Raw genomic sequence first — 22294 nt, 5'->3', positions numbered from 1 at the left:
TCGACACGAGCGAGTCCGGCAGCACCGCCTACGACAAGCTGACGGTCAAGGTCGGCAGCACCACGCTGGCCACCTACAGCAACGTCAACGCCGCGTCCGGATACACGCAGAAGACCTTCGACGTGTCGTCCTACGCGGGCCAGACCGTGACGCTATCGTTCAGCGGCACCGAGGACTCGGGCCTGCAGACGAGCTTCGTGCTCGACGACGTCGCCATCAACGCATCCTGACCGTGATCCATCGGGGCCCCGCGCGTCTTCCGCGCGGGGCCCTCTTCATCACCAGGAGTTCCTCTTGAAGAAGGCTTTGCTCGCGCTCGTCGCCTCGGCGGCGACCGCGCTGACCCCGGTGGGCGCGGCCCACGCCACCACCCCGCACCCGGCCACCGCCGCCCTCGCGGACACCGTACGGACGCCGGCGACGCCGTCGTACACGGTGAACCTGACCAGCAACTCCAGCGGCTCCACCTGGACCGGACACGAGAGCGTAAGTTTCACCAACGCCTCGGCCACCCCGCTCACCGAGGTGTACCTGCGGCTGTGGGACAACTACCACGGCAGTTGCCCGTCGACGCCCATCACGGTCTCGAACGTGACCGGCGGCACCGCCGGTTCGCTGGAGGTCGGCTGCACCGCGCTGAAGGTCACGCTGCCGAGCCCGCTGAACCAGGGCCAGACCGGCTCGATCGGGTTCGACCTGAGCATCGTCGTCCCGGCCGGCGTCGACCGGTTCGGCCGCGACGGGTCGTACAACTTCCTCGGCAACGCCCTGCCGGTCCTGGCCATCCGGGACGGGTCGGGCTGGCACCTGGACCCGTACACCAACAACGGCGAGTCGTTCTACACCCTCGCCAGTGACTTCAAGGTCACGCTCGACCACCCGAGTTCGATCAGCGTCCCGGCGACCGGGACGTCGGTGGACACGCCCGGATCCTCCGGCCGGACCGTCACGACGGCGACCGCGAAGCAGGTCCGTGACTTCGCCTGGGGGGCCGGGCCGTTCGGCCTCGTCTCCGGCACCTCGCCGGGCGGCGTGAAGATCAACGTCTACCGGGTGAGCTCGATCAGTTCGAGCTCGGCGAGCTCGATGCTGAGTGTGGCGGAGTCCGCGATCGACGCGCACAGCGGGCGATTCGGCGCCTACCCGTACGGCGAGGTCGACGTCGTCCTGGACAACGGGTACTGGTTCGGCGGCATGGAGTACCCCGGCTTCGTCCTCGATCTGGTCAGCTCCACCGCGCTCGCGCACGAGCTGGCGCACCAGTGGTGGTACGGCATCGTCGGCGACGACGAGTACAACAACCCGTGGCTGGACGAGGCGTTCGCCGACTACTCCACGGACCTCTACCAGGGCCTCAGTGGGACGGGCTGCTGGAACAACGTCTCCTGGGCGTCGTCCGCCGAGAAGATCACCAACTCGATGGCGTACTGGGACGCGCACTCGAGCCGGTACAGCACGGTCGTGTACTCCTACGGCAAGTGCGCGCTCCACGACCTGCGCCGGCTCATCGGCACGACGGCGATGACCAACCTGCTGCGCACCTACGCGCAGTCCCACTGGTACGGCGTGTCGACGACGGCGGAGTTCAAGGCGGCGGCCCAGGCCGCGACCTCGACCGACCTGACGTCCTTCTGGACGCAGCACCGCATCGACGGCTGATCAGTCACCGGAACGAGGGCGGGCGGCCTGGCGCAGGCCGTCCGCCTTCTTCGTGTTCCCGTTCTCTTCGGCGGAGTCGGGCAGCGGGATGATGGTCTGGCGGCCGGGGACCGCCAGCACGAGCCCGACGACGAGCAGGACCAGCCCGAGGGCCGCTCCCCCGATCGGGACGACCGTCCGGACTGCCGCGATCTTCAGCGCCTGGTCCTTGTTGACCTTGGCGAGGGATCTCTGGCTCGCGTCGGTCATCTTCAGGTCCAGGTCGGCGGCGACGAGCCGGTCCACGCCGTCCTTGGTGCGCAGCGTGGTCCGGACCTTCTGCTCCTGGCTCACCTGGCCGCCGGTGCGCGGGTCCACCCAGAGCGTCACGGTCGCGTCGTAGACGCGGTCGACGGCGACGTTCCCGGTCTTCTTGTCATAGCCCGGGAGTTTCTTGGGGTTCTTCACCTTCAGCAGCGCGGCGGGCAGGCCGCCCTTCACGGACTCGGTGACGGTCGGGGGGACCCGCTGGACGAAGCGGTACACCCTGATGCCCTGGATCCGCTCCTCCCCGGCGAACGCCGCGGGCCAGGTCCGCTTCGTCGAGAGGTCGAAGTACGGGTAGGAGCGCTTGTGCACGCCGATCGGCCAGAACGTCCCGATCCCGGACTGCCGGACACCGGTGTCGCTGCCGACCGACGCGCCCTTGATGTTGTAGAGCGTCCCGGTCCGGCGGTCGAAGGCGGCGCGCTGCTGCTGGATCTCGATGCTCTTCTTCGTCGCCGGGTCCTCGATGGAGGTGAAGGAGTCCCAGACGGCGATCTTCGTGGTGGCCGCCCGGGCGTCGCCGCGGACGGTGTTCACCGCTCGCAGGCGCACGCCCTTGCGAATCTTCAGGGTGGCGGTGTCGAGGTACGAGGCGTCGGTCGCCTCCAGGGTGGACTGCTGGAAGAGGTTCGCCGGGGCGGCGATCACCTGGTCCGCGACATAGAACCGCACCAGCGTGGCGAGTGCGAGGAAGAAGGCCGCGATCCCGACCAGGACCAAACCGACATTGCGCCGCACACTTGACCTCCCACTCGACGTGCACCGCATCGTAGAGGACAAAAAGGGCGATGCACCCTTGGCTGAACAGCCGTGATGAGTACGTTACCGAGGCGTAGGATTGCCGTCTCGCCGTCCCGGAGGTCCCCCCTTGCCGCCCGTCTCCCACCGCGCGACGCTCACCCGCTCGGTACGCCTGCTACGGGCGTTCCGCGACGAGCAGTCCGACCCGGAGGGGTTCTACCGGCTGCTGGCCGCCGACACCGTCGCCCAGCTCGGCCGGTACACCTCCCTGGACGGCGCGACCGTGGCGGACGTCGGGAGCGGGCCCGGGTTCTTCACCGCCGCGCTGCGCGAGGCTGGCGCCCGGTGCGTCGGCGTCGAGTGCGACGCCGGGGAGCTGACCCTCCACGGCCCGCCTCCGCCCGGCACCGTGCTCGGCACCGCGCTGAGCCTGCCCCTGGCCGCCGGCTCCGTCGACGTGTGCTTCTCCTCGAACGTGCTCGAGCACGTGCCCGACCCGTGGCGGATGGGCGCGGAGATGATCCGGGTCGTACGGCCGGGCGGCGTCGTGTTCCTCGCGTTCACCAACTGGCTGTCCCCCTGGGGCGGCCACGAGACCTCGCCCTGGCACTACCTCGGCGGGCACCGGGCCGCCCGGCGGTACGAGCGGGAGCACGGCCGGCCGCCCAAGAACCGGTACGGCCACAGCCTCCACCCCGTGTCGGTCGGCGCCGCCCTCGCCTGGGCGCGCGGCCGCGACGACGTCACGATCCAGGCGGCGGCGCCGCGCTACCTCCCCGGGTGGGCCGCCCCGGTGGTCCGCGTCCCCGGCGTCCGGGAGCTCCTCACCTGGAACCTCCTCCTGGTGCTGCGCAAGACGCCATGACCACGACGCGCGCCGAGGAGCGGACACCGGACCCGCGGCCGGCCGAGCTGCCCAGGATCTCCGGCCACCAGGACGCCCTGGACGGCGTCCGGGCCGTCGCCGCGCTCGGTGTGCTCCTCTTCCACGTCGCCGCCGACACCGGCCACACCTTCCGGAGCGACCTGACGGCCTGGCTGCTGTCCGGGGCCGGGATCTGCGTCCCGGTCTTCTTCACCCTGTCCGGCCTGTTCCTGTACCGCCCGTGGGTCGCGGCGGTGCTGCTCGACGGCCACGACCGACCCCGTACGGGCCGCTACCTGTGGCGGCGCGCCGTCCGGATCCTGCCCGCGTACTGGCTCGTCGTCGCCTTCGTGATGGGCACCATCCTGACGGCGCACGCGGGCGACCCGTGGACCTGGCTGAAGCTGCTGACCCTCACCTACACCTACGACCCGCACCCGTGGTGGCACACCTACCTCGGCCCGTCCGGGCTCGGCCAGATATGGAGCCTCACGGTCGAGGCCGCCTGGTACGCGCTGCTGCCCGTCACCGCCGCCCTCCTCGGCCGGTACGCCCGGCGAGGCGGCGCGGACACCGACCGGCGGGCCCGGCGCCTGCTCCACGCCATCGCGGGGTACGCGGCGGTCTCGTTCGTCTTCACGATCTTCATGTTCACGCCGCGCATGTCCATCCAGCTCGGCGTGTTCGTGCCCCGCTACTTCGCCTGGTTCGCGATCGGCATGGCGCTGTCCGTGGTGACCGTCTGGGCCCGTACGGGTGCCGCGGCGCCGGTCCGGTTCTGCCGTACGATCGCGCGCTCGTGGGGCACCTGCTGGGCCATCGCCGGGGTCCTCTACTGCGTCGCCGCGTCCCCGCTCACCGGCCCCACCGACCTGGTCACCCTCGACACGACCTGGACGGCGGAACTGCGCGTCCTGCTGTACGGCCTGGTCGCGGCCTTCTTCGTCGCCCCGGTCGCCCTGGCCGGGCCGGGCGACTCCGGCGTCGACCGGATCCTCGGCAACCGCGTCGTGAGCTTCCTGGGCCGCATCTCGTACGGCGTCTTCCTCTGGCAGCTCGCGGTCTCCGTCACCTGGTTCCGCGTCACCGGCCACGCCGCCTTCACCGGCGGCTTCCTGACCGCGTTGCCCGTCATCACCGCCCTGACCGTGGCGGTCGCGACACTCGGCTTCTACGCGGTCGAGAAACCCGCCCTCCGCCTCACCCGCCGCTGAGAAGCACGGGAACCGGGACCCCCACGCAAGGGTCTAAGGAATGCCGGGTCAGGGGTGAGCCAGGGAGCGCCGATGAACGCCGACACGATTACCGCGGCAAGTGCCGTGGTGATAGCCCTCGGAGCGTTAGCGGTTTCGATCGTTCAGACACGGGCCACCATGGTGCACAACCGGCAGTCGGTCCGCCCTCTCCTGCAGCTCAGACGAGTCCGTGAGTACGACGGTCCCGAGGCGGGGCTCAAGATCACCAACAGTGGGCTCGGACCCGCGGTCATCACGAAGTGCGTCGTGGTGCTCGACGGCCGGGCGATCGGGCCCTGGGACCGCAAGACCGTCCGGAGCATTACAGATGGCCTGCCGGAATGGCCGCACATCAACACCCTGACAGAGGGAGCGATCCTTTCAGCGGGATACAGAAGCTACCTGATCCACCTGGACTTCTACGATCGCAAGAAACACGAGTGGTTCTGGGACCTGATCGCGAAACGTCTTGAGATCGCCGTCTACTATCAATCGATCTACGGCGACGAAGAATATCTGGCCACGATCCGCCCGCATTCCGCATGATCCCGCCTGGACCACGGCCGTGACCACTGGGGAAGGGCGCGGCTACGCGTAGCACCCCTCCCCAGTGGGTGATCAGGCGGATTCGGTGGGGAGACCGGCCTCCACCCAGTCCTGAATGCCCTCGCGGTACTTGCGGACGTTGGTGTAGCCGAGGGCGGTGAGCCGGTCGGCGACCTGTCCGCTGTTGGGGCACGCCGGGTTGGAGCAGTAGGTGACGATCGCGGCGGCGCGGTCGGGGAGCAGGGTGGGCGCCTGGGCGTCGACCTCGTCGCGGGTCAGTGCAAGGGCGCCGGGCAGGTGCTGCTTCGCGTAGTACTCGCCGCCCAGCGCGTCGACGACGGTCACGGTGCCCGCGTCGATCGCGGCCTTCAGTTCGTCGCGGGTGATGAGCGCGGTCATGTCAGTACCTCCAAGAGTGGACTATAGTCCGGTTGTGGTCGATGACAGTACCGGACCGAAGTCCGTTTCTGCAATGCCGTTGGAGCTGCTGCGCACACCGCCTCGCAAGGAGCGGGCCGACGCGGCGCGTAACCGGACCGCGGTGCTGGAGGCCGCCGCCCGGCTGTTCGCCGAACGCGGCGTCGACGCGGTCTCCATGGATCAGGTGGCGGCGGCCGCCGGCGTCGGCAAGGGCACCTTGTTCCGCCGGTTCGGCGACAAGTCCGGGCTGGCCGCCGCCCTGCTGGACGCCCGGGAACGTGTGCTGCAGGAGGCGATCCTGGACGGACCGCCACCACTCGGCCCCGGGGCGGCGGCCGACGAGCGGCTGGCCGCGTTCGTCAACGCCTACTTCGACTATCTGCTGGAGCACCGGGACCTGCTCCGGATGTCCGAGACGGCGACACCAGGTGCCCGCTACCGGATCGGGGCCTACCGGTTCTGGCACCGCCACACGGCGATCCTGCTGTCCGCCACGCCCGACCCGGAACACACCGCGCACGCCCTACTCGCCGCCTTGTCGGCCGAGCATGTGTCCGCGCTCCTGCCGGAGCTGGGCGAGGAGCGGATACGAGCCAATCTCCTCCGCCTCACCCGCTCGGCGATGCGACTGTCATGAGTCGACAGGTCGTCGTCCGCGCGTCGAGCCGAGGGCGTCCGCGACGGCCGCCAGCAGCGCCACGCCGACCAGGGCGGCCGAGGTGAACACGCCGCGTCGGACGGCGAGGGAGGAATCACCGTGGGAGGCGGCGAGCGTACCGAGGAACGCGGATCCGACGACGGCGAGCCCGAACGCCGATCCGATCCGTTGCGCGGTCTGCAGGACCGCCGCCGCGGTGCCGCCCTGGGCCGGGGGGACGCGCTGAAGGGCGAGTGTCAGGTTCGGTCCGATCACCAGCCCGCTGCCCAGGCCGGCGACCAGCAGGGGGCCGCAGAGCACGAGCCACATCGGAGCCCGCCGGGCGCACACCAGCCAGGTTCCGGAGACGGACACCCCGCACACCATGCTGAGGACGGTGAAGGCGGCCAGCCCGACCAGGAACATTCGACGGCGGCCGAGGCCGTCGCCGAGCCTGCCCGACGGCACCAGGGCCAACCCGAACGCCAGCGTGTAGCCGGCCACCACCCAGGACAGCTGCGCCGACGACGTCCGCAGACCGGCCTGTACGGACGGCAACGCGACGTTCACCACGCTGACGTCGAGCAGCGTCATGAACCCGGCCAGCAGGCAGACCGCGATCGCCCGCCATCGGTCCGGGTCGGCTCCCGGTACGGGCTTCGATCGAGGCACCGGCTCTCCTCCACGCATCTCATCGACTCATGTGCGGTCCCAGTGCAGCGGCACGGGAGAGCGGCCATCAACGAGCAAGAACGCCGTGGAACAATCACCGATGGGAATCGGTGGAGGGCATGCGATGGAGATTCGCCAGCTTCGTTACTTCGTCGCCGTGGCGGAGATCGGCCACTTCGGCCGGGCGGCGGAGTCGCTGCACATCGTTCAGCCGGCCGTGAGCAAGCAGATCGCCGCACTCGAACGCGAACTGGGGCTCATGCTGTTCGACCGGTCGCGCCGCCAGATCAGGCTCACCGCCGACGGCGAGGCGTTCCTCCCCCACGCCCGTCGCGCCCTCCGTGGCATCGACCGCGCCGAGAAGGCGGCCGCCGAACTCGCCACCGGTGGAGCGGGCATCCTGCGCGTCGGCAGCGCCCGGGGACTGGGCAGGCGCCTGGAGGACATCCTCGCGGTGTTCCGGGGGACCCATCCGAACGTCACCGTCGAGCTGACGACCACCTCGTCCGTTCCCGGCAAGCTGGCCGCGGTCGCCGCCGGAGACCTGGACGCGGCGTTCGTCTCCGTCCCGCCGCGCACGCCCGGCGTCGCCGTCCACCACCTGTGGGACGAGCCGCTGCTGGTCACCGTCCCCACGCGACGGGCGGCCACCGCCGCCGACCTCACCACGCTGGCCGACCTGCCGCTCGCTCGCGCCCCGCGCGAGGAGGATCCCGGAACCTTCGACCTGATCACCCGAGCCTGCCTGGCCGCCGGTTTCACCCCCCGGCCCGGCCCCACCCTCACCTATGCCCAGGACGTCCTCGCCGGGCCCGTCGCGGCCGGGGACTGCTGGGCTCTGCTCCCCTCCGGCGCGCTCCGAGCGGACTCGGCGGCGGTGTCCTTCGTCGTACCGACCCCGCCGATCCACGTGTCCACCGCACTCGCGGTCCCCCACCCCACCCGGCGCGCACTGGTGGCCGGCCTGCTCACCGCCGCGAAGGCCGCTTCCCTTCCGGGAGGGCATCCGTGAGGAGATCATCTTCGGCCGGAAGACATTTGTCGTCCACGAATGATTCGATGCCGTCGATGACGCGTTGAAGGCCGAATTCGAAGGCGTGCTCGGCGTCGTGAACGCCGTTGTAGTGAGTGGTCGCGGCGCTGCCGACGCGAACCGCCAAGGCGTATCGCTCCTGGTCGAGTAGCCGGTCCAGGTGGGGAGCGAGCGTGGCCCACCACTGGTCGTCGCTTTGCTCGGCGCGCGCGGAGAACTTCTTCCACTCGATGAGGTTCGCGGTGGCGCCGCGGGCATACTCCAGGACGAGGGTCAACACCGAGTCCATCTCGACATCGGTCAGTCCGATCCCGTCAATGGCATGCAGTTCGGCGCTGTACTTGGCGATCACGCCCGGTCCCAGAGGTGGTCGCCTGGGGAACAGCGTCAACAGCCAGGGGTGACGCTCGAACAACGCACGGTTCGCGCGGACGACCTGTTCCAGGCGAGAACGCCAGCCGTCACGGCCGCCGTCACCGTCTTCGTGGTGGTAGCAGACCTCGGCGCTGACCCGGTCAACCATGATGTCGAACATCTCGGTCTTGCCGGGCACGTACCGGTACAGCGACATCGTGCTGACGCCGAGCCGTTCGGCGACACGCCGCATCGACAGGCTGTCCAGGCCCTCGGCGTCGGCGAGCTCGATGGCAGCGGAGACGACCTGGTCGAGGCTGAGCTCGGGCTTACGGCCGAGGCCGGAGTGCTGCCGCACCTCCCACAGCAACTCCAACGTGCGCACCGGGTCACCAGCGCCGGCAGACGTGGCCATCGACGACCTCCCTCATTTGTGTATAGCATACGCAAATCAGTTCGCGTATGGTGTACACAAATGGAGGATGATGTGGTTGCGGCATCGTTTCGAGTGGGTCTGCGGGTCGGCGACGTGGACGCCGCCGCACGGTTCTACCGAGGGTTCGGGTTCGATGAGGTCGGCAGCGTGCCGAACTCCGACGGCCAACCGGTGATGACGATCCTTGAACGAGGCGAGGTGCACCTGATCGTCGACGCCCTGGTGGGCATGCCCTTCCCCGACAGCGAGCGGGAGCGGCAGACCCAGATCGGCCCACGTGGGCTCGGTGTGGCGATCGGTCTGGGCGTGGACGACCTCGCCGTGAGCTACGAGTACTGCCGGAGCGCCGGGTGCACGATCACTTCGGAACCGATGGACGAGGCGTGGGGCGACCGCGTGTTCGAGTGCATCGATCCCTTCGGCTACCAGTGGGAGTTCTCCCAACCCATCAAAGACTGGCAGCCCGCCGCCGGCCTGACGGCCACGCAGACCAGCTGGTTCGGTACCCCGTGAACTCGCCGGACACGACCGACCCAGAGGTGCGGATCAGCCCGATCGGGTGGGTGGCCAAGCAAGCACGACTGTACGAGGAGTCCGGGGGGACCAGGGGAACCACGGTGAACGACGCGCCCTGCCTGCTCCTGGACTACCGGGGCCGACGCAGTGGCCAGTGGCACCGCACAGTGCTGATCTACCTCCTGGACCGTGAGTCGTACCTGATCGTCGCGTCCAACGGCGGTGCCGACAGCCATCCACTGTGGTACCGCAGCATCGGGAAGAACCCGGACGTGAAAGTGCGAGTGGGAACCAACCGGTTCGCCGCCCGCGCCCACACACTCTCCCGCGAGGAGAAGGCCGACGTATGGCCAAGCCTGGTGGAGATCTTCTCGCCCTACGACGCCTACCAGCGCAAGACCTCCCGTGACATCCCGGTGGTGCGACTACACCCCACGGACGAGCGAGGGATCAAGTAGCGCGGGCACCGAACGTCAGCCGGACGGTGCTGTCGTCGGTCGAGTCCGTCCTTTGTCGGTTGCGGCAGCCTTTGACCTGGGGGCCGCCATCGTGATTCCGGACGTCAGTCGCGGCAGAGGCGGACGGCTCTCGGGTGGGACAGGCGGGCGTCGGCCGTGAAGCCGGGGAGGGCGTCCGGCTTGAGGACGGCACGGCCGCGGGTGACGATCGCGCAGGTCACGCCGTAGCGGTCCGCGATGGCCAGCCGGTCCAGGGGCGCGGTCCCCGTGGCGAAGAAGGCGGTGGTGTCGCGGGCGCGGACGTCCTCATCGACGAAGGGGTACGGCCACGCCGGGGCGACCGTGTCGGCGCCGCGGGCGTTCACCAGGCGGGCGACGGTGAGGTCGTCGGTGATGACCACCTCGCCGGGGCGGATGCCCTTGAGCACACGGTCGTACGAGGGGGCCGGCGGCGGTGCTCCCCAGGCGCGGAGCGTGGCCGGGCCGGCGTCCCCCCAGTAGGCGCGGATCAGGCCGCCCGACTCCCCGTACAGGCCGACGCAGCAGGCGACGAGGGTGACCGCCGCGTAGACCGTCCAGCCTTTGGCGCGCTCGGCGAGGTACGACGCGAGCGCCAGGTGGAGGGGGAGCATGGCGACCGGGATCACGCGCGCCAGTCCGTACGAGCCGACGGCCGCGCCGAGGGCGACGACCGCGACGGCGAGAACGAAGAGGATCTGCAGCTCCCGGCCGAGCGGGCGGCGGCCTCCGGTGACGAGCGCGGGCAGGCCGACGAGGGCCAGGCCGTACGTGGCGAGGCCGCCGTCCTTGACCACGTCCGTGAGCAGCACCTTGTGGATGGCGTCGAAGCTGCCCGCCGCCCCGAAGAGGGTGGAGACGTCCGACCACGGCCACACCATCACGAGGACGAACGCCACCACGGCGCCGATGGCCAGGTGGAGGGGCCGGGCGCGGAGCGTCGCCCGCGGATCGGCCAGCACGAACGCGATCAGGCCGATCACCATGTTCACGGCGGTGAACGGGTGGATGAGGACGACCAGCGTGCCGAGCAGCGCGACGGTGGCGACCGCGCCCACGCCTTCCGGCCGTGCTCGGTGGCGCAGGAAAGCGTCCCAGACCAACAGCATGAGCGCCGTCCCGATCAGGCTCGGGTAGCTCATGGTCCAGGAGACGGAGTACAGCCCGAGGAAGCCGCTCCAGGGGACCGGGTCGATACCCCACAGGAGGAGGGCGAAGACCAGGGCCAGCGCCGCCACGAGCGGGCCGCGCCCGAGGTTGCGGCAGAAGCGGCGCAGGGCGAAGAGCAGCAGTCCGACGTTGGCGAGCCCGGCGGCTTCGAGCACCGTACGGGCGGGCGCCCCCGTCGCCGCCTTGATCAGGCCCAGCAGGACGGTGTACGGGGAGTAGTAGGGGCTGCCGGAGGCCGCACCGACCATGGGATCGGCCGGGCTCCACAGGTCGCGCGCCAGGGTGTTCACCGTCGCGAGGTGCAGCAGGAAGTCACTGACCCAGGTGTGCTGGAGCGTGACCAGGAGCGCCCAGAGCCCGACCGGTACGGCGACGATGAGGTACGGGTCGCGCCACCACCGGGCGCGGGCCGGCGGTCGGCCGTTGAGGGAAGCGGCCGGCTCCCGGCTCACCTGGTCGGATCCGGCGATGGGGGGACCGTGATGCATGGGCGTCTTCTCGTGCGGGGGGAGGAAGGTTCTCTGCGACGGCTCGCGTGGTGCGGGCCACCGTGAGTTCCGATGGCCGGGGCCACCGAACGACCGTCAGCGGCGGCGGCCGGTGAGGCTTCCCAGGCGGTAGGCGACGCCCCATCCGGTGACGCGGCGGAAGGCCTCGACGATGATGTCGCGGCTCATCTTGGAGTTGCCGCGCTCCCGCTCGACGAAGGTGATCGGCACCTCTGCCACCTGAAGGCCGCACCGGACCGTCCGCAGCGTCAGGTCGACCTGGAAGCAGTAGCCCTGGGAGGTGACGTCGTCAATACCGATCTTGCGCAGCGTGGTGGCACGGTAGGCGCGGAACCCGCCGGTCGAGTCGCGCACGGGGATGCCGAGCATCAGCCGCGCGTAGGTGTTCGCTCCTCGCGAAAGGACCTCACGGTTCTTCGGCCAGTTCTGGACCTCCCCGCCCCGTACCCAGCGGGACCCGATGGCCAGGTCGCTGTGCTCGAGGGCGCCGAGCAGTCTCGGCAGTTCCTCGGGCTGGTGGGAGCCGTCGGCGTCCATCTCGACCAGAACCTCGAAGTCGCGCTCCAGCCCCCAGCCGAACCCGGCGACGTACGCCGCGCCCAGTCCCTGCTTGCCCGAGCGGTGCAGCACGTGGACCTGCTCGTCGCGAGCGGCGAGCTCGTCGGCGATCTCGCCGGTGCCGTCGGGGCTGGCGTCGTCGGCGATCAGGATGTCGGCCGTCGGCACGGCCGCGCGGACCCGGTCGACAATGATCTCCAGGTTCTCCCGCTCGTTGTACGTCGGGATGATCACCAGAACCCGTTGGAGGTCGCCCACACTGTCCACCCTTCGCTCCCACCGACCGCCGTCCTCGACCTGGCGGACCGCCGCGAAGGGTCGAGATGCCCGGCAAGAATACGCGACATGCGGTGCGCAAGTGATGTTTGGGTCATAAGCATCGACCCAGGCGGAACTGGAAGAACTACCGGTCCGGGCGGCCGTTCCGTTCTTCGCCGCTCGAGGCGGTCTGATCCGGGTCGAGTTGCCGGATGACCTTGGTGAGCGCCGTTCGCAGGTGGCGACGTTCCTCGTCGGTGAGGGTGGCGGTCGCGTGGTCCTCCAGGCGGCGGCGGGCCTCCTTGATGGGCTGCCGGGCGGCGCGGGCGCGGTCGGTCAGGTAGAGGCGGACCAGCCGGCCGTCGTTCGGGTCACGGCGGCGGGTGAGCAGCCCGGGATCGGCGACCACCCCGGTCGCCTCTCCTGACGACGAATCGCCCGGCGCGCGAGGGACACGCCACCGCGTGCCGGGCGGACCCGCATTGGCTTCTAAGAGTCTTCACCTGGAGCGAAGATGTCCTCCAGGACCAATCGCGCCCGGTCGGGCACGGGCTCGTCGGGGAACACCTCGGCGCAAAGGGCAAGGATTTCCGAAGTGGACTCGAGCTTGAGCCGGTCGACCAGGAACCGGATGTCGTCGGCATCGCGACGACGGGCCGCCATGACCTTCATTGCAAGCAGGTGCTCGGGAGATGCCGCTGATACACGAAGCCCTGGATGGTCGAATACGCGCCGAGCTGAAGGGTCACCGCCAGGCGCGACGTAGACACTGGCTTGTTCGTTCAGCCACCAGGGCGGAAGACCAAGCTCCTTGGCCGTATCGCGGGCCTCGTCGAGCACGATGCCGTGGGGCTCGAAGACGGCATCGATATCGCGGGTGGAACGACGAGCGTCGTAAGCGAGAGCCATCGCCGCTCCCCCGATGACGTAGACATCCGCGACGACTCCACGACGGACGAGACGATCGCCGAGCCTACGGAATGCCTTCTCGATGTCCTCACGATCGAGTAGCGGCACTATGTCACTCACGCGACTTCCAGTTCCTGCGGAGCGATGAACACTCCGCGTCGGCGGAAAGCCGCTGGCGCGTGGACCATCGCGTCCACACGCGCGGCCGGCGTGTTGAAAGGGAACCAGAATCGCCGGAGACAGCGCGCTTCGGTCCAGCTCGGAGCACCTCGGCCATCGCGTGCGGCCAGGTGTTCGGCGAGAGCCGCCAGGAGGACATCCCACCGTTGATCACCACTGCTCCGCGGCTCTCGCAGTAGCAGACGTCCACGTCCCTCAACGCCCTCGTGGCGATACTCCTCCAGAAATTCAGCGATCAGCCGCCACCGGATGGCATCGTCGGTTGCCTTCTCCAAGTGCAGGGCGAGATCGGCCACCGTCATCGGTCGATATGCCTGATCAGACACTGCCCGCCACCTCCACCTCGGAGTTTAGGGCGTCGTATCGCGGGTCGCCCGGCTCTTCTGGTGACCAGGCGAGGGATCCCTACCCTCTATTTGAGTCAGCCTGATCGGCGTCGAGCCGCTGAATGATCTTGGTCAGTGCGGTGCGGAGGTGGTCGCGTTCCTCGTCGGTGAGGGTGGCGGTCGCGTGGTCCTCCAGGCGGCGGCGGGCCTCCTGGATGGGCTGCCGGGCGGCGCGGGCCCGGTCGGTCAAGTAGAGGCGGACCAGCCGGCCGTCGTTCGGGTCACGGCGGCGGGTGAGCAGCCCGGCGGCCTCCATGCGCGTGGCGGTGTTCACGATCGTCGGGGTCGTGATGGGCAGGCGCGCCCGTGCCGCCACCTCGCCCGGCGTCAGGCCGTCGGCCTCCCAGAGCGCCTCCAGGATGAGGTTCTGGCCGATCCGGACGCCGTGTCTGTTCATCGCCTCGTCGGAGGCGGCCTGTAGCAGCTTGTGCGTCCGGACCAACAGCGTCAGGAAGTCGTCCACCTCTCGATCCTAAAGGTCGATTGCATGCTAATGATTTCGCCGCTACGGTCTCATTAGCAAGCTAACGATCTTCTTGGAGAACCACGCATGATTCTGATCACCGGCGGGCTCGGCTTCATCGGCTCCCACACCACCCGCGCGCTGCTCGACCTCGGCGAGTCCTGCGTGCTCACCCGGCACCGTACGGCCCGGATCCCCGCCTTCCTCGAAGACGAGGTCGGCGGCCGCCTCTTCGTCGAGCCGCTCGACGTCACCGACTCCGACGCGGTCCTCGACCTCGGCAGGCGCCACCCCATCACCGGCATCGTGCACCTCGCCGCGGTGTTCTTCGGCGCACACTCCCCCGTGGACGAGGTGCGGGCCAACACGCTGGGGCTGCTGAACGTGCTGCGGGCGGCCACGGAGTGGGGCGTGCCACGCGTGAGCCTCGCCAGCACGGTCGGCGTCTACCTCGGTGTCGACGAGACCGTGCTCCGCGAGGACGTTCCCCTTCCGATGACCGCCACGCACCCGATCCCCGCGGCCAAGAAGAGTGCCGAACTGCTGGCGGGCACGGTCGCCGAGCGGTCGGGATTCGAGGCGGTCAACCTGCGCATCGGGGCGATCTGGGGCCCGCTCGGCCGCCCCGAGTCGCCGTTCTTCCCGGTGCCCCGCCTCGTGCACGCGGCGGTGCGGGGCGAGGCGGCGGACTTCTCCCCACCGCGCCGGCCCGCGTACGCCGACGACGGCGGCGACTACTGCTACGTCAGGGATTGCGGCCGCGCCATCGCCATGCTGCAGACGGCCGAGCGCCTGAACCACCGCACGTACAACATCGGCTCCGGCCAGGTGACGAAGCACACCGAGGTCGTCGAGGCGATCCGCACCGTCATCCCCGACGCGGCGATCGACCTACCCGCCGGCCGCGGTCCCGGCGCTCCCGCCGAAGACCCGTACCTCGACATCACCCGGCTCCGCCAGGACACCGGCTTCACTCCCGCGTACGACCCTAAGCGCGCCGTCCACGACTACATCACCTGGCTCAACGCCGGCCACGAACGCTAAGGAACCGTCCCCTAGGCGACGGAAGTGAACCGGCGGTCAGCCGCTGTGCCGATCCTCACGATCAAGCACCGCGGCCTCAACACACTGGCCGCCTTCTTGACCGCTCCGGGTGCTCTTTCGCCAGAGAATCGCGGCCTCGACGCACTCTCCACCCTCCTGACCGCTGTGGGTGCTCTTGCGCCAATCCAGGAAGGAGCTGTCCATGGGGCTCACGTGCCTTCCATCAGGGCTCGGATCAGATCTGCCGACGCCGCCGTCGGGAGGGCGGCGGACCTGATGAGGTCGAACATCACCTTAAGTCCCTCGATCGGTTTGCGTTGCTCGATCAGTGGGCCATGGCCGTTAACGGCCTCGGCGTATCCGAGGTCTGGCGCTTCATCAAAGCTGAAGATGGTGAAGCCTCCCGACGGGTAGACGGGTGCGTCATCTGGAAGGACATGAATCGTGATGTTCGGCCGTTCCGCCAACGCGAGCAGCCGTGCGTACTGCTCACGCATGACTTCGGGACCACCCACGACCCGCCGCAGCGCCGACTCGGAGATGACGAAGACCAGCCACGGCGGCTCCTCTCGCTGGAGGATCTCTTGCCGCGCGAGCCGCGCGGCGACAAGCTGCTCCAACTTGCCGTCCTGCTGTCCGGCGCGCAGTACTTCGCGCGTGTACGCCTCAGTCTGAAGAAGCCCGGGAATCAGTAGTGGGTTGAAGAGGCGGATGGAGGCGGCGCGGGCTTCGGCGGCGACGTAGTCGCGGAACCAGCTCGGGGTCTGTTCGCGGCGGACGTGCCACCAGAGCTCTTCGAAGTAGGCGTCGAGGCCGAAGAGCTTGTCGAAGCCCTTGGACATCTCCGGGGTGGTCGGTCGTTTGGCGGTCTCGATGTGGCCGATCATCTGGCCGGTCACCCCGACTCGTGATCCTAATGCATCTTGGGAAAGATTGGCCTTTTTCCGGTAATACCGGAGGCGATATCCGTACTGCGCGATCGCCGAGACGCGCGGATCGAGTTCCCGTTCTCGCCCCATCGCTTCGATCTCCCTTGTCTGCGGTTGTGATGTGTAGCGACGAAACCGTATCGACGGTAAACGCCGCGCGACACGCTGAGGAAGCGATCCCTTCAGCGACCTGCGAGGGGTAGGAGAAATCGTCGACCGCGGAGGAAGTCTCGTGATCGAATCGCGTCTTCCGTATGAAATATCTCTTAGCCCGAACACGGCGGCGGCGCCCTGCGCCCGTCTCGTACTCAAAGACCGGCTGCGGGAATGGGGCCTGACGGAACTACTGGAGGACGCGGGCACCGTCACGGGTGAGCTCGTCGCCAACGCGGCCCGGCTCGGCCAGGTCTTCACGGTCCGGCTGATCCCCGAGGACGGCGCCCTGCTGGTCGAGGTGGTGGACTCCTCACCGGACGAGCCTCAGATCAGGGACGCGTTCGGCGACGCGGACGCGGAGGGCGGACGGGGTCTGCTGATCGTGGCGGCACTGGCCGCCGGCTGGGGCGTACGCCGGGAGGGCCGGCGGAAGGTCGTCTGGGCGCGGGTGGCGCCATGACGGCCGACCTATTCAGGTCGCCATGAATAGGTGCAATATCGGACGATGCACCGCTCGCCACGAAGTCATCTTTTTCTGGGCCGTCTACTGTGGCGAGAAAATTCTCGCCACAGTAGACAGCCTAGAAAAAGACGCCCCAGGCGGTGCCTTGGAAACTGGGGCAGCGGCGGTCACTCGGAGGAGCACCTACGGCGGCCTTATGGCGATCTGCCCCATCTGCGGCCTCGCCGCTGAATCTCGGGCGAACGGAACGCTCGGTATAGGCCGCATCTAGGCGGCGCTCTGCGGCGTTATATCCGTGTTCACGACCGCGGTTACCGAGTATTTGGTACGCGTCCCCGGCGGGAAGCGGTTCCACGACGTCCGCTCGGCGGGCGACCGGTCCTAGGTTCGGTGCCGGCACGGCCGCCGGGAAGGCTCCGCGCGCAGAAGTTCGAACGGCACACGCCGCCCGTCGACGGCGTCGGCACGTTCCGGCGCTTCGCCGGAGCGCCGGTCTCTGGAAGAATCACACCCGATCTGACAGACACTGGTGTTCTTTTCAGATGGGGCGCTCACCCATGGATCCTCTGCAGGTCGGCGATCCGCGACAGGTCGGGGCGTATCGCCTGCTCGGACGGCTGGGTGGCGGCGGGATGGGCCAGGTGTACCTGGCCCGCTCTCGCGGAGGCCGGCTGGTCGCGGTGAAACTCGTGCGTCCCGAGTTGGCGAGCGACGCGTCGTTCCGCCGTAGGTTCGCCCAGGAGGTCGCCGCGGCCCGCAGGGTCGGCGGCTTCTACACCGCTCCGGTGGTCGATGCCGATCCCGGCGCCGATCCACCGTGGCTGGTCACCGCCTTCATCTCCGGCCCGTCACTCCAACAGGCCGTCGACACCCATGGGCCGCTGCCCGCCCAGGCGGTCGGTGTGCTGGGGGCGGGGCTGGCGGAGGGGCTGGCCGCGATCCACGCCGCAGGGCTGGTGCACCGTGACCTCAAGCCCGGCAACATCATCCTCGCGGCCGACGGTCCCCGCGTCATCGACTTCGGCATCGCCCGTGCGCTGGACGCCGCCCAAGCCTCGACGACCGTGCTCGGAACCCCCGGGTTCATGTCTCCCGAGCAGGCCGGCGGACTCCGGGTAGGGCCGCCCAGTGACGTGTTCGCGCTGGGGTCGGTGCTCGCGTTCGCCGCGACCGGGTCCCGCCCCTTCGGCACGGGTTCGGCCGAAGCGGTCGTGTACCGAGTCGTCCATCAGGACCCCGACCTGTCCCGGCTCCCCGCCCACCTGTTCGGGTTGGTCAGCGCCTGCCTGGCCAAGAACCCGGAGGAGAGGCCGAGCCTCGCCGAGATCCTGAACCGGTTCGCGGGCCCCGCGGAAATGGGCGGTCCGTGGCTGCCGCCCGCCGTGACCGCGATGATCGGCGAACGCGACCGTGAGCTCCGGCACCAGGACCGTGGGCCGAGGTCCGGCACCAAGGCGCTGACCGCGGGGCCGGACGTTCGCCGGTGGCGTCCGAGCCGCCGCGACTTCATGGTGGCCGGGTTGAGCGTCGCGGCCGCCGCGGCCATTCCGGCGGCCTCCATGCTGCGCTCGGAGAACACGGGCCGGAGCACGACTCCGAAGCCGGACGCCACCGAAAGGCCCCTCCGGCCCGGACCCCCGGTGACGCTCCTCGACGGCGGCGGAGAGGTGCGATCGGTGACCTTCAGCCCCGACGGCAGAACGCTGGCCAGTGTCGGCGACGACGGTAAGGCCAGGCTGTGGGAGGTGGCCGCCAGGACGTTGGCCAGGACCTTTCACCACACGGTCACCAACCCGTGGGGCAGGCCCCTCGCGAAGGTCACCGCTTTCAACCGCGAGTTCACGGCCACCCTGTCCGCGGCGTTCAGCCTGGACGGGACGCGCCTGGCGGTGGGCAACGGCGACGGGACGATCAGTTTGTGGGACGTCGCCACCGGTGCCGTCGCCGCCCTTCCCTACCTGGACCCCGTCGAGTGGAACGGCTCCCTGAGCTGCGTGGCGTTCGACCCGGCCGGCGCGACGCTGGCGACCACGTACGACGCCCCGGCCGTCCGATTGTGGAATCCGGCCACCCGGACGAACAGCGCGACCCTGCACACCGGCGACGGCCACTGGGTCGCGGCCCTGGCGTTCAGTCCCTCCGGCGGCATCCTGGTCACCGCGAGCGGCAACGGCAACCCGGGGAACACCAGCAGCGACGGCCTGCTCCAACTGTGGGACACCTCCTCCCATGGGAACCTCGCCACCCTCGCCCGTACGAATTCCGACGTGCACTCCCTGGCGTTCGCCCCCGACGGGAAGACGCTGGCGAACCTCTGCAACGACGGGACGATCACGCTGTGGGACGTCACGACCCGCACGAGGACCGCCACCCTGACCGGCTCCGGCTCCGGCGTGACCTGCGTCGCGTTCGGTCCGAACGCCGTCCTGGCGAGCGGCTTCACCGACGGCGCCATCACGCTGTGGGACATCACCCGCCGCAAGAGCGTCGCCGCGCTCAACACCGGCACCGACGCCAGGGTCAACTGCGTCGCCTTCAGTCCGGACGGAAGGACCCTCGCCGGCGGGGGCAGGAATCTCACGGTGTGGACGATCGACTGAGAATCCCGGCCGAAAATGTCCGGGATCCCATGGGAAGTTCTCTGCCTGTGATGCACGTCATAGGCCTGTGCTGTCACGAAGTTCGCGGCGTCGGTGCCTTGTGGGCGAACGAACCACGGCAGCAAAGGAAACCTCATGAACCTCGCGCTCTGGATCTGCGCCGGACTGCTGGCCCTGGTCGCGCTGGCCGGCGGGATCAGCAAGACATTCGTCCCCAAGGAGAAACTGGCCGCGGCCCACGGTGGGGGCTGGACCGACGCCGCCAGTGTCGGCTTCGTCAAGTCCCTCGGCGTCCTTGAGCTCCTGGCCGCGGTGGGCTTGATCCTGCCCGCCCTGGTCGGCATCGCACCGGTTCTGGTGCCGGTGACCGCCGTCTGCTGGATCCTGCTGATGGTCGGTGCGATGGTCACCCACGGCCGACGCGGCGAATTCGCACTCGTGGCACTGAACCTCGCCTATCTCGCCTTGGCCGTGTTCATCGCGTGCGGCCGCTTCTGAGCCGTGGCTCGCCCGCCCCGGTGGTCGATGCCGATCCCGCAGGGTCAAGGGGTGATGATGACCTTGCCGATGGCGCGGCCGTCCTCCACTTCCCGATGGGCGGCCGCAACGGCGTCGAGGGAGTGGCGGGACGCCATCGGGTGGGTGAGGACGCCGTCGGTCAGCAGCCGGGTGACGTGGTCGGTCGCGGCTCGCAGGGCGTGCGGGGGCATGACGAAGACCAGGACGGTGCGGATGGTGATCCCGCGCCGCATGAGCCGGTAGAAGGGGATCGTCGGTTCGGGCACGGCGTCGGACCCGTAGGTGGCGATCGTTCCGTTGGCCGCGACGACCGTCGAGGTGAGCTCGAGATTGGCGCCGAAGGCGACGTCGACCACGCGGTCGACCCCGTCGGGGGCCAGCCCGAGGATCGTCTGGGCGGCGTCGGGTTCGCGATAGTCGACGACGTGCTCGGCCCCGGCCTCCAGGGCCGCCCGCTGTTTGGCGGGGGTGCTCGCGGTCGAGATCACCCGGGCGCCGCCGTGGGCGGCGAGTTGGATGGCGTAGTGCGCGACGGCGCCCGCTCCGCCGGTGACCAGGACCGTACGGCCGTCGACCGGGCCGTCGGCGAGCAGGCAGCGGTGCGCGGTGAGGGCGGGGACGCCCAGGCAGGCGCCGACCTCGAACGAGACGTCGTCGGGAAGCCCGATCGCCTGGGTCGCCGGCACGACGACGTACTCGGCGCAGGTGCCGAAGGCGCTGCGGTGGGTGGCCGAGTGCACCCAGACGCGTTGGCCGATCCGGGAGGCGGGCACCCGGGGGCCGACCCGATCGATGATCCCGGCCCCGTCGTCACCCGGGACGACGCGGGGCGCGGTCATGGCGCGCCCGCCCCCACCGGACCGCCGTTTGACGTCGGCCGGGTTGACCCCGGCGGCCATGACCCGGACGCGGACCTCGCCCACACCGGGTTCGGGATCGGGCAGCTCGCCGACGATGAGGACGTCGTCCGCCGCGCCGTTGCGGTCGTACCACGCGGCGCGCATCAGCGTGCTCCGTCCTGCCGGTCGGCGGGCAGGAAGGCGTCCAGCGCGGCCGCCACCGTTTCCGGCCGCTCCAGGGTCTGCATGTGTGGGACGCCGGGCATCTCCTGGTAGCGGGACCCGGGGATGCGGTCGGCGATGCCACGCATGATCTCAGGGGTCGTGGAGGCGTCCTCCGAACCAGCCAGCACGAGGGTGGGCGCGGTGAATCCGGAGAGTCTGCCCTCGACGTCCACGCCTTTGAAGGAGCGCCAGGCCGCGGCCCAGTCGGCAGGTGTGCCACGCAACACCCGCTCGCGGGCGTACCGGACCCCTTCGCCGTTCACCGCGAGCGCGGCCGGCGTGAACCAGCGCGTCAGCGAGGGGACGACCTGCGCGGCCATGCCGTCCTCCTCGCCGGACCGGGCGCGCCCCTCGAACGCGTCGAAGGGGTGGTCGGTGGTGGCCAGCAGCGCCAGCGACGCGACCCGCTCCGGGTGGGCGACCGCGGCGGTCTGCACGATGCCGCCGCCGTAGGACAGGCCGACGAGGTGCGCGCGGTCCAGGCCCAGGGCGTCGAGCACGCCGAACAGGTCGGCGGCGGTGTCCTCCATGGTGAACGGCCTCGGCGAACCGGCGGCCGCACCGTGCCCGCGCACGTCGTAGGCGAACACGCGGCGTCCGACGGCCAGTCGCTCCATGACCGGCTCCCACATCCGCCAGTCCAGGCCGAGAGCATGGACCAGCAGCACCGCCGGACCGGAGTCACCGCGCCGCGCCACCACCGTCTCGTGGTCGGCCAACCGGACACGGCGCGGCTCCACCGGGCGGGGGACCCCGGCCTCGGTCAGCGCCCGGTCGATCGCGTCGAGCGCGTTCAGCGCGCGCGGGAACCCGGCGTAGACCGAGACGTGCTCCGCCAGCGCCCGCAGTTCCGCGGCCGAGACGCCGTTGCGCAGGGCCGCGCGAGCGTGCCGGGCGAGCTGCGGCTCGGCTCCGCCGAGGGCGGCCAGCGTCGCCACCGTCGCCAGCTCACGGTCCCGGCGGGCGAGGTCCGATCGAGCCAGCGGTCCGCCGAACGCCCCCTCGATCATCGTTTCGTACAGTTGCGGCGACCGCCGCCGGACCTCGGCGAGCGTCTCCTCCGGGTCCGAACCCATCAGTGCCGTGTACTCCAGCGGTCCGCGCTCGTGGCGTTCCATGATCGACCTCGTTTCAGACGTTCCTTGGTACGCCACAACGATGATCGACACGGTGGTGATATGTCCAAGACT

The 22294-nt window shown here is 69.8% G+C and carries 27 protein-coding genes; 13 read left to right on the top strand and 14 right to left on the bottom strand.

What is annotated here, in order from left to right:
* Window positions 1-230, top strand: a 230-nt coding sequence (locus ABD978_RS13645) for a hypothetical protein (protein WP_425550700.1), incomplete at its 5' end; no start/stop codon positions are given.
* A gap of 64 nt (window positions 231-294) precedes the next feature.
* Entirely contained in the window at window positions 295-1659 is a 1365-nt protein-coding gene (locus ABD978_RS13640) for a M1 family metallopeptidase (RefSeq protein WP_345353649.1), read from the top strand.
* Here the strand turns inward: ABD978_RS13640 and pgfA are convergent, their stop codons facing one another.
* Entirely contained in the window at window positions 1660-2703 is a 1044-nt protein-coding gene (gene pgfA / locus ABD978_RS13635) for a cell envelope lipid trafficking protein PgfA (protein WP_345353647.1), read from the bottom strand.
* A 130-nt stretch (window positions 2704-2833) separates the two neighbouring features.
* On the opposite strand from pgfA, the gene ABD978_RS13630 reads away from it, so the two are divergent.
* The 3 genes from ABD978_RS13630 to ABD978_RS13620 all read left to right on the top strand — a co-directional run bounded on the left by ABD978_RS13630 (window position 2834) and on the right by ABD978_RS13620 (window position 5352).
* Window positions 2834-3571, top strand: a complete 738-nt coding sequence (locus tag ABD978_RS13630) for a class I SAM-dependent methyltransferase (RefSeq protein ID WP_345353645.1) — start codon at window positions 2834-2836, stop codon at window positions 3569-3571.
* Window positions 3568-4785, top strand: a complete 1218-nt coding sequence (locus ABD978_RS13625; protein WP_345353643.1) for an acyltransferase family protein — start codon at window positions 3568-3570, stop codon at window positions 4783-4785. Before ABD978_RS13630 ends, ABD978_RS13625 begins: the two co-directional genes overlap by 4 nt.
* Before the next feature lie 72 nt (window positions 4786-4857).
* A complete protein-coding gene (locus tag ABD978_RS13620) occupies window positions 4858-5352 on the top strand; it encodes a hypothetical protein (protein WP_345353641.1) in 495 nt (164 codons plus the stop codon).
* Between the two features lie 72 nt (window positions 5353-5424).
* Here ABD978_RS13620 and ABD978_RS13615 read toward each other — a convergent pair whose 3' ends face one another.
* The gene (locus ABD978_RS13615) at window positions 5425-5751 is read right to left on the bottom strand and encodes a rhodanese-like domain-containing protein (RefSeq protein ID WP_345353639.1); all 327 of its coding nucleotides are present in this window, start codon (window positions 5749-5751) and stop codon (window positions 5425-5427) included.
* A gap of 73 nt (window positions 5752-5824) precedes the next feature.
* Here ABD978_RS13615 and ABD978_RS13610 point away from each other — a divergent pair, with 73 nt between their 5' ends.
* Window positions 5825-6409 (top strand): TetR/AcrR family transcriptional regulator, encoded by a 585-nt coding sequence (locus tag ABD978_RS13610; protein WP_345353637.1) that lies wholly within the window; start codon window positions 5825-5827, stop codon window positions 6407-6409.
* Here ABD978_RS13610 and ABD978_RS13605 read toward each other — a convergent pair.
* Window positions 6404-7081, bottom strand: coding sequence for an MFS transporter (locus tag ABD978_RS13605; protein ID WP_345353635.1), 678 nt, complete (start codon window positions 7079-7081; stop codon window positions 6404-6406). The genes ABD978_RS13610 and ABD978_RS13605 overlap by 6 nt on opposite strands.
* Before the next feature lie 124 nt (window positions 7082-7205).
* Between ABD978_RS13605 and ABD978_RS13600 the strand changes: the two genes are divergently transcribed.
* Entirely contained in the window at window positions 7206-8093 is an 888-nt protein-coding gene (locus tag ABD978_RS13600; RefSeq protein WP_345353633.1) for a LysR family transcriptional regulator, read from the top strand.
* Here ABD978_RS13600 and ABD978_RS13595 read toward each other — a convergent pair.
* Entirely contained in the window at window positions 8050-8883 is an 834-nt protein-coding gene (locus tag ABD978_RS13595; RefSeq protein ID WP_345353632.1) for a TetR/AcrR family transcriptional regulator, read from the bottom strand. The two genes, ABD978_RS13600 and ABD978_RS13595, sit on opposite strands and share 44 nt — an antisense overlap.
* A gap of 60 nt (window positions 8884-8943) precedes the next feature.
* Here ABD978_RS13595 and ABD978_RS13590 point away from each other — a divergent pair, with 60 nt between their 5' ends.
* A complete protein-coding gene (locus ABD978_RS13590) occupies window positions 8944-9417 on the top strand; it encodes a VOC family protein (protein WP_345353630.1) in 474 nt (157 codons plus the stop codon).
* Entirely contained in the window at window positions 9414-9878 is a 465-nt protein-coding gene (locus ABD978_RS13585; protein WP_345353628.1) for a nitroreductase family deazaflavin-dependent oxidoreductase, read from the top strand. The genes ABD978_RS13590 and ABD978_RS13585 overlap by 4 nt, the downstream gene beginning before the upstream one ends.
* 104 nt (window positions 9879-9982) lie before the next feature.
* On the opposite strand, the gene ABD978_RS13580 is transcribed toward ABD978_RS13585, so the two are convergent.
* The 6 genes from ABD978_RS13580 to ABD978_RS13555 form a co-directional block, all read right to left on the bottom strand.
* Window positions 9983-11554, bottom strand: coding sequence for a hypothetical protein (locus tag ABD978_RS13580; protein WP_345353626.1), 1572 nt, complete (start codon window positions 11552-11554; stop codon window positions 9983-9985).
* A gap of 96 nt (window positions 11555-11650) precedes the next feature.
* A complete protein-coding gene (locus ABD978_RS13575; RefSeq protein ID WP_425550699.1) occupies window positions 11651-12400 on the bottom strand; it encodes a polyprenol monophosphomannose synthase in 750 nt (249 codons plus the stop codon).
* Window positions 12401-12536: 136 nt separating this feature from the next.
* Entirely contained in the window at window positions 12537-12800 is a 264-nt protein-coding gene (locus tag ABD978_RS13570; protein ID WP_345353624.1) for a MarR family winged helix-turn-helix transcriptional regulator, read from the bottom strand.
* A gap of 80 nt (window positions 12801-12880) precedes the next feature.
* Complete coding sequence (locus ABD978_RS13565) at window positions 12881-13420, bottom strand: DUF6036 family nucleotidyltransferase (RefSeq protein WP_345353622.1); 540 nt, start codon at window positions 13418-13420, stop codon at window positions 12881-12883.
* The gene (locus ABD978_RS13560) at window positions 13417-13806 is read right to left on the bottom strand and encodes a hypothetical protein (RefSeq protein WP_345353620.1); all 390 of its coding nucleotides are present in this window, start codon (window positions 13804-13806) and stop codon (window positions 13417-13419) included. The genes ABD978_RS13565 and ABD978_RS13560 overlap by 4 nt, the downstream gene beginning before the upstream one ends.
* 79 nt (window positions 13807-13885) lie before the next feature.
* On the bottom strand, window positions 13886-14329 hold the full coding sequence (locus ABD978_RS13555) for a MarR family winged helix-turn-helix transcriptional regulator (protein ID WP_345353618.1): 444 nt from the start codon (window positions 14327-14329) through the stop codon (window positions 13886-13888).
* 87 nt (window positions 14330-14416) lie between these two features.
* Between ABD978_RS13555 and ABD978_RS13550 the strand changes: the two genes are divergently transcribed.
* A complete protein-coding gene (locus ABD978_RS13550) occupies window positions 14417-15373 on the top strand; it encodes an NAD-dependent epimerase/dehydratase family protein (protein ID WP_345353616.1) in 957 nt (318 codons plus the stop codon).
* Window positions 15374-15409: 36 nt separating this feature from the next.
* Here the strand turns inward: ABD978_RS13550 and ABD978_RS13545 are convergent, their stop codons facing one another.
* Both ABD978_RS13545 and ABD978_RS13540 read right to left on the bottom strand, forming a co-directional pair.
* A complete protein-coding gene (locus tag ABD978_RS13545; protein ID WP_345353700.1) occupies window positions 15410-15577 on the bottom strand; it encodes a DUF397 domain-containing protein in 168 nt (55 codons plus the stop codon).
* Window positions 15578-15582: 5 nt separating this feature from the next.
* Entirely contained in the window at window positions 15583-16392 is an 810-nt protein-coding gene (locus ABD978_RS13540) for a helix-turn-helix domain-containing protein (protein ID WP_345353614.1), read from the bottom strand.
* Window positions 16393-16534: 142 nt separating this feature from the next.
* Here ABD978_RS13540 and ABD978_RS13535 point away from each other — a divergent pair, with 142 nt between their 5' ends.
* From ABD978_RS13535 to ABD978_RS13525, 3 genes are all read left to right on the top strand, one after another.
* Window positions 16535-16918 carry an ATP-binding protein gene (locus tag ABD978_RS13535; RefSeq protein WP_345353612.1) on the top strand — a complete coding sequence of 128 codons (384 nt, stop codon included), beginning with the start codon at window positions 16535-16537 and terminating at the stop codon, window positions 16916-16918.
* A gap of 560 nt (window positions 16919-17478) precedes the next feature.
* Window positions 17479-19521, top strand: coding sequence for a WD40 repeat domain-containing serine/threonine protein kinase (locus ABD978_RS13530; protein ID WP_345353610.1), 2043 nt, complete (start codon window positions 17479-17481; stop codon window positions 19519-19521).
* A gap of 135 nt (window positions 19522-19656) precedes the next feature.
* The gene (locus ABD978_RS13525) at window positions 19657-20019 is read left to right on the top strand and encodes a DoxX family protein (protein ID WP_345353608.1); all 363 of its coding nucleotides are present in this window, start codon (window positions 19657-19659) and stop codon (window positions 20017-20019) included.
* A gap of 44 nt (window positions 20020-20063) precedes the next feature.
* Here the strand turns inward: ABD978_RS13525 and ABD978_RS13520 are convergent, their stop codons facing one another.
* Together ABD978_RS13520 and ABD978_RS13515 are read right to left on the bottom strand one after the other, a co-directional pair.
* Window positions 20064-21044: an NADPH:quinone reductase gene (locus ABD978_RS13520; RefSeq protein WP_345353606.1), complete on the bottom strand. Its 981-nt coding sequence runs from the start codon at window positions 21042-21044 to the stop codon at window positions 20064-20066.
* Window positions 21044-22222 (bottom strand): alpha/beta hydrolase, encoded by a 1179-nt coding sequence (locus ABD978_RS13515; protein ID WP_345353604.1) that lies wholly within the window; start codon window positions 22220-22222, stop codon window positions 21044-21046. Before ABD978_RS13515 ends, ABD978_RS13520 begins: the two co-directional genes overlap by 1 nt.
* Between the last annotated feature and the right edge of the window lie 72 nt (window positions 22223-22294).

The organism is Actinoallomurus liliacearum (assembly GCF_039542035.1).
Taxonomy (GTDB): Bacteria; Actinomycetota; Actinomycetes; order Streptosporangiales; family Streptosporangiaceae; genus Actinoallomurus; species Actinoallomurus liliacearum.
The sequence above is the reverse complement of the archived record's forward strand: the minus strand, read 5'-3'. Positions and strand labels throughout refer to the sequence as shown.